The sequence below is a fragment of the Micromonospora sp. ATLC20 genome, from assembly GCF_057196585.1.
The window spans coordinates 1-6113 of sequence record NZ_JBXUOV010000258.1 but is presented as its reverse complement, the minus strand read 5'-3'; the positions used below and the strand labels follow the sequence as shown (position 1 = coordinate 6113).

Sequence of the window (6113 nt, the reverse complement as noted above, 5' to 3'; positions counted from 1 at the left end):
CCCCGGTACCCGGTCGCCGATCCGGCAGCGGGTGCCCGGCGCGAACCTGCCGGCCGCCCCGCCCGCCGGACCGGCCGGACCGGCCACCGGCGGTCCGCTGATCGGCGTCCCGGCGGACCCGTCGAGCGTCCGGGCCCTGGTCGAGGCGTTCCAGGACGGGGTACGGCGGGCCGAGGGCGCGGTCGATCCCACGCCCCCGGCGACGGAACGGCCCCGGCTCAGCCGCCGGGTGCCCGGCGCGAACCTGTCCGTCTCCCCGGCACAGTCCGCGCCCCCCACCAGTTCCGACCCCGGCGATCCCGTCGAGGTCCGCAACCGGATCAGCGAATTCGAGGCGGGCGTCGCCCGTGCTCTGCGCGAAGTCAGTACCGACCGCCGCTACGAAGAGGACCCATCACGGTGACCAGCCCCTTCCTCCACGAGAACGTCGAACAGAGCACCACCGGCGACCTCAGTCCCGAGGCACGCACCTTCAACTGGCTGCTCGACTCGTTCACCTCCAGCACCGCCGGGGTGATGGAGGCGATCGCGGTCTCCTCGGACGGGCTGCTGATGGCCATGTCCGCGATCAAGGACCGGTCCAACGCGGAACGGCTCGCCGCCGTGGTCTCCGGCATGACCAGCCTCGCCGGGGGTGCCGCGAGCTGGTACGCGCTCGGCGCGCTCAACCGGGTGATCGTCGACATGGCCGAGGGATACCTGCTGATCAGCGCGATCAGCAGCGGCTCGGTCCTCGGCGTCGTCGCCGACCGGACCGCGAACCTGGGCACCGTGGCGTACGAGATGACGCTGTTCGCCGGGCGCGCCGGCGGCGCTCTGAGTCCGCGTCTGATCGCCGAGCTGAAGAACGCCGTACAGCAATGATCCCAGGGGCCGCCGGCGCGGACCCGGAGCCGGAGCCCGGCGTCCGGATCCGCCCCTTCCTGAACGCGTCCGCTCCGGTGCCGGAGCCGGACGCGGGCGACGGGGAGCCGTCCGGCCCACGCCCCTTCGTGCTGACCTCCGGACGGGTGGACGGTGACCCGGCGATCGGCCTGGAGACCCAGGTCACCGCTCGTCCGGGCAGCACCTCGTGGGCGGTGACCGCCCGGTTGGCCCCGGAGCTGGCGGCGATCGTCGCGATCTGCGCCGAGCCCGTCTCGGTGGCCGAGATCTCCGCCCGGACCCGGATGCACTTCGGGGTGACCCGGGTGCTGGTCGGCGACCTCCGGGCCGCCGGCCATCTCGACGTGCACGTCGCGGACGTCGACGACGCCCTCGATCCCGACATCATCCTGCGAGTGATTGATGGACTTCGTGCGATCTCCTGAATGGCCGGCGGCCGCCACGGGCGGGCCGGCCGCGAACAGCGCCCCGAGCCGCTACGGCGGCCCGGCGCCGCTGATCGGCCGGGCCACGCCGCCCCCGCCCACGCCGCCGCTGCCGTACCTGCCGCCGGGTGTGCCGCCGGCCGAACCGGCCCCGATCGTCAGCCGGGTGCCGGCGCCCCGGCCGCCGATCCCGGTCAAGATCCTCATCGCCGGCGGGTTCGGGGTCGGCAAGACCACCACCGTCGGTGCGATCTCCGAGATCGCGCCGCTGACCACCGAGGCGGAGATGACCACCGCCGGCATCGGCATCGACGACCCGGGCGGGGTCGCCGGCAAGACCACCACCACCGTGGCCATGGACTTCGGCTGCGTGACCATCGACCGCAGCCTGAAGCTCTACCTCTTCGGTACGCCCGGACAGGCGCGCTTCGGGTTCATGTGGGACGACCTGGCCCGGGGCGCGCTCGGCGCGCTCGTGGTGGTGGACAGCGCCCGGCTCGACGACTGCTACCCGGCGATCGACTTCTTCGAGCGGTCCGGGCTGCCGTTCGCGGTGGGCGTCAACGCCTTCGACGGCCGGCTGGCCCTGGACCTGCCGTCGATCCGCTGGGCGCTGGCGATCGGTGAGCACGTGCCGCTGGTGCAGTTCGACGCCCGGGACCGCCTCTCGGTGCGGGACGCCCTGCTCGTCGTCCTGGACCGCGCGCTGGACCGGGCCACCCGATCCCGGGCAGGCTGAACCGGCAGTCGTTTCGATCCGTTGTCTGGCGAAGGGGTGGACGCCATGAGAGGTGATCTGGACGAGACACTGGCCCGGATGGCACGGCGCGAGGAGGCGCTGCGCCGCCGGGCACCGATGCCCGGCGAACCGGCCGGGACGCCCGAGCGGGACGTACCCGCGGAGGCGGCGGACGAGCCGGGCGACGGGCGGGCGGGGCACGGCGCGTACCGGCTGCGCGGCGGCGAGGCCCCGGTGCGGCGTGACCCGGTCGAGGAGGTCGCCGAGGCGGTCCGGCGGGTGGTGGCCGAGCACCCGGGGCTGGCCGTGACGCTGCGGGTGGAACTGGGCGAGCAGGCGTACCCGCTGCGGGTCTCCTGGTCCGGCACGGCGGTGACGGTGGGGCCGGCGGCGCCGCCCGCGCCGCCGCCGGCGTGGCCCATGTCGGTGAAGACGGTGCCGGCGCCCGGCCACGACCCGCTGGAGTCCGACCCGGCGGCCCGGCTGGCCGAGATGATCCGGCGCGACCCCTCGCTGCTGGACGATCCGGGCCCGCGCTGACCGGCAACCGATGATCGGGGCGGCTACTGTCGGCGGGTGGCCGAACCCGACCTGACCCTGACCGCGACGCTGCGGCCGGCCGCGCTCGACGCCCGCCGCGGCGTGGTGCGCCTGCATCCCGAGGTGCTCACCGCGCTGGCGCTGCGCCCCGGCGACCCGGTCCGCCTGACCGGCCGCCGGGTCACCGCCGGCATCGCTGCCGCCGCCGAGCCGAGCACCAGCGGCGCCCTCCTGCACGCCGACGACCTGCTGCTGGGCAACCTCGGCCTGCGGGCCGGCGGCCAGGTCACGGTGAGCCCGCTGCCGGCGGCCCCGGCACGCCGGCTCACAGTGTCCGGCCCGGCCGCTGTGGTCGCCGCGGTCCCGCCGGAGATGCTGCGGCTCGCGCTGCTCGGCAAGGTGGTCACCGCCGGGGACGACGTCTCGCTGCTGCCACAGGACGTGCTGCCGGACGCCGCCGTGCGCGGCCTGATCGAGGCCGCGCGGCGCAGTCTGGCGAGTTCCGTCGGGTACGCCTGGACGAGCACGCTGCTCACCGTCGTGTCGGCCGAACCGGCGGTCGGCGCGCTCGTCACCATGGACACGGTGGTGGGCTGGGAACACGGTCCCGCCACCCGCGGCTCCGGCCCGGCGTCCTCCGCCTCCGCCGCACGCGTCTCCGCCCCCGCCGCGCCGCCCGAGACGGAACCCGACACCGACCTGCTCGGCCCGGAGGACGCGCCCGACGTGGACGAGCTGCCCGGCCTGCGCGCCCAGGCCGAGGAGCTGACCGAGCTGCTGGACCTGGGCTTCCACCACCGTGAGGTGCTGGGCCGGCTCGGCACCACCGTCTCGCTCGGCGTGCTGGTGGAGGGCCCGGCGGGCTCGGGCAAGTCCGCGCTCGTGCGTGCCGTCGCCGCCAAGGTCGGCGCGGGCGTACGGCCGCTCTGGGCGCCCGAACTGGCCGCGCTCAGCAACGACGCGGCGGCCCGCCGGCTGCGCGAGGCGGCCACGGCGGTACGTGCCGGCGGTCCCGCCGTGCTGCTGGTCACCGACGTGGAGTCGATCGCCCCGGCCGACGAGCCGGGCCCGCTGGCCACCGTGTTCCGCCAGGTGGTGGCCGAGACGCTGCGGGCCGGTGCCGCTGTGGTGTGCACCAGCGGACGCCCCGAGGCGGTCGATCCGGCACTGCGCGGCCCGGACCTGCTCGCGCTGCGGATCACCGTGCCGCTGCCCGACGCGGCGCTGCGCCGGGAACAGCTGACGGTGCTGACCCGTGAGGTGCCGCTCGCCGGTGACGTCCGGCTGGACGAGGTGGCCGCGCGTACCCCCGGTTTCGTCGCGGCGGACCTGGCGGCGCTGGTCCGCGAAGCCGGGGTACGCGCGGCGCTGCGCCAGAAGGCGGCGGAGACGCCGACGGTGGCGATGGCCGACTTCACCGCAGCGCTGGAGGTGGTCCGGCCGACCACGATGTCCGCGTCCACGCTGGAGCTGGCGTCGGTGACGCTTGACGACGTGGGCGGGCTGCACGAGGTCAAGCAGACGCTCACCGAGTCGGTGCTGTGGCCGCTCACCTACCCGGACACGTTCGCCCGGCTGGGCGTGACGCCGCCCCGCGGGGTGCTGCTCTACGGTCCGCCCGGCTGCGGCAAGACCTATCTGGTGACCGCGCTGGCCGGGTCCGGGCGGGCGAACGTGCTGTCGGTGAAGGGCGCGGAGCTGCTCTCGAAGTGGGTGGGTGAGAGCGAGCGGGCGGTCCGGGAGCTGTTCCGCCGCGCCCGCCAGGCCGCGCCCACGCTGGTGTTCCTCGACGAGGTGGACGCGCTGGCCCCGGTACGCGGGCAGGCCACCGACGGCGGTACGACCGACCGGGTGGTGGCGGCGCTGCTGACCGAACTGGACGGGGTGGAGGCGCTGCGCAACGTGGTGGTGGTCGGCGCGACGAACCGCCCCGAGCTGGTCGACCCGGCGCTGCTGCGTCCCGGCCGGCTGGAACGGCTGGTCTACGTGCCGCCGCCGGACGGTCCGGCCCGCACGGAGATCCTCCGCGCCTCGGCCCGGGACGTCCCGCTCGCGCCGGACGTGGACCTCGACGCGCTCGGCGCCGAGCTGGACGGCTTCTCCGCCGCCGACTGCACCGCGCTGGTCCGGGAGGCGGCGCTGGCAGCCATGCGGGAGTCGCTGGAGGCGAGCACGGTGACCGCCGCGCACGTCGAGGCGGCCCGGAACCGGGTCCGCCCGTCCCTGGACCCGGTGCAGCTCGCGCAGCTGGAGTCGTACGCCGCCGGCCGGTCCTGACCGGTCAGCGCTCGTCGCGGCGGCGGGCGGCGGGGCGGCGGGGGCGCTCCGTTACACGGCGGCGGCGCTCGGGTTCGCGCTGCCCGCGAGCCGTCCGGCTGCGGGCACGCTCCGGCTCGGTCAGGACCGGCTCGCCGGCGTACTCGTCGTCGTCGAAGTCGTTGCCCTCGTCGTAGGCGGCGTACTCGTCGTCCGCCGGCCCGGCGTCTCCCCGCTCCTCCCGCAGCGCGGTCTCGTGGTCCTTGACCACCTGGGAGTCCTCGATCTCGCCGCGCCAGCCCTCGACCGCGTCCGGGTCGAGCACGGTCCGGGTCATCACGTGCCGGACGAAGTGCTTCAGCTCCAGCCGGACCCGTCGGCCCTGGGCCCGCCACAGGTTGCCGGTGTGCTCCAAGAAGCCCTGCGGGTGGTACTCCAGCACGACCAGGATCCGGGTCAGCTCCGGGCCGACCTCGTGGAAGCTGACGGTGCCGTCGACCGAGCCCTTCTCGCCCGTCGACCGCCAGTGGATGAGCCGGTCCGGGATCTGCCGGACGATCGTCGACTCCCAGCTCCGGTGCGACCAGAGCACCTGCGCCTTCCAGGTCATCTTCTCGTCGGCGTCGCAGTCGGCCTGCTCGACCTTCTTCATGAAGCTCGGGAAGTCGCCGAACGTCGTCCACCGGTTGTAGGCGGCCCGGACCGGCACGCCGACCTCGACGGTCTCGACGATGTTCGTGACCTTGAGCTTCTGGCCGCCGTCCCGGCCGCGCCTGCGACCGAACGCCGCCATCAGCTTCTCCTTACCGCCGGCCAGGCCGGCCCGGAACATGGCAGTCACCGGCGAGGCGCCCTCGGCGAGCCGTTGCGCGCCGGTGGCGGCGGCGACCAGGCCCGGGTCGCCGCCCCGCTTCGCGTACTCGCTCAGGCGTCCGGTGGCGTCGGTGATCCGGTCGGTGACCACCTGCACGGCCCGCTCGCCGAGGGCGGTGGCGAGATTGTGCAGCTCGCCGCCGATCTGGTCGCGGGCCCGGTCGGCCAGGCTGCCCGTCGCCACGGCTCACCGCCCCCGATCGGCTCGGGCCGGCACCGGCGCGGCGGGCTGGTCGTCCAGCTCCTGCTCCTCGTCCGGCGCGGAACGTTCGGCGCCCGGCCCGGAACGGTCCTTGTTCGGCCCGGACCGCTCGGCGTCCGGCCGGCCCGCGCCGGTCCTGCGGCGCAACGCGCCGGCGCCCTCCCGCAGTCGCCCGCCGATCGCGTCGATGCCG

General features: G+C 75.4%; 6 protein-coding genes and 2 pseudogenes. 6 read left to right on the top strand and 2 right to left on the bottom strand.

The features are described 5' to 3' along the window. The 6 genes and pseudogenes from AC2CHG_RS29420 to AC2CHG_RS29395 form a co-directional block, all read left to right on the top strand. Positions 1–403 (top strand): annotated as a pseudogene (locus tag AC2CHG_RS29420) (histidine kinase); the annotation flags it as partial. Continuing rightward, positions 400–864, top strand: a complete 465-nt coding sequence (locus AC2CHG_RS29415; protein WP_013288866.1) for a roadblock/LC7 domain-containing protein — start codon at positions 400–402, stop codon at positions 862–864. The pseudogene AC2CHG_RS29420 and the gene AC2CHG_RS29415, both read left to right, overlap by 4 nt. Next, entirely contained in the window at positions 861–1310 is a 450-nt protein-coding gene (locus tag AC2CHG_RS29410; protein ID WP_484526024.1) for a DUF742 domain-containing protein, read from the top strand. Before AC2CHG_RS29415 ends, AC2CHG_RS29410 begins: the two co-directional genes overlap by 4 nt. Continuing rightward, a complete protein-coding gene (locus AC2CHG_RS29405) occupies positions 1288–2049 on the top strand; it encodes a GTP-binding protein (RefSeq protein ID WP_013288868.1) in 762 nt (253 codons plus the stop codon). Before AC2CHG_RS29410 ends, AC2CHG_RS29405 begins: the two co-directional genes overlap by 23 nt. Positions 2050–2094: 45 nt before the next feature. Continuing rightward, positions 2095–2589: a hypothetical protein gene (locus AC2CHG_RS29400; RefSeq protein ID WP_262013295.1), complete on the top strand. Its 495-nt coding sequence runs from the start codon at positions 2095–2097 to the stop codon at positions 2587–2589. A 36-nt stretch (positions 2590–2625) separates the two neighbouring features. Next, positions 2626–4866, top strand: a complete 2241-nt coding sequence (locus AC2CHG_RS29395; RefSeq protein WP_484526023.1) for an AAA family ATPase — start codon at positions 2626–2628, stop codon at positions 4864–4866. Positions 4867–4870: 4 nt separating this feature from the next. Here AC2CHG_RS29395 and AC2CHG_RS29390 read toward each other — a convergent pair whose 3' ends face one another. After that, positions 4871–5902, bottom strand: a complete 1032-nt coding sequence (locus AC2CHG_RS29390; protein ID WP_355513639.1) for an SRPBCC family protein — start codon at positions 5900–5902, stop codon at positions 4871–4873. A 3-nt stretch (positions 5903–5905) separates the two neighbouring features. After that, positions 5906–6113 (bottom strand): annotated as a pseudogene (locus AC2CHG_RS29385) (hypothetical protein); the annotation flags it as partial.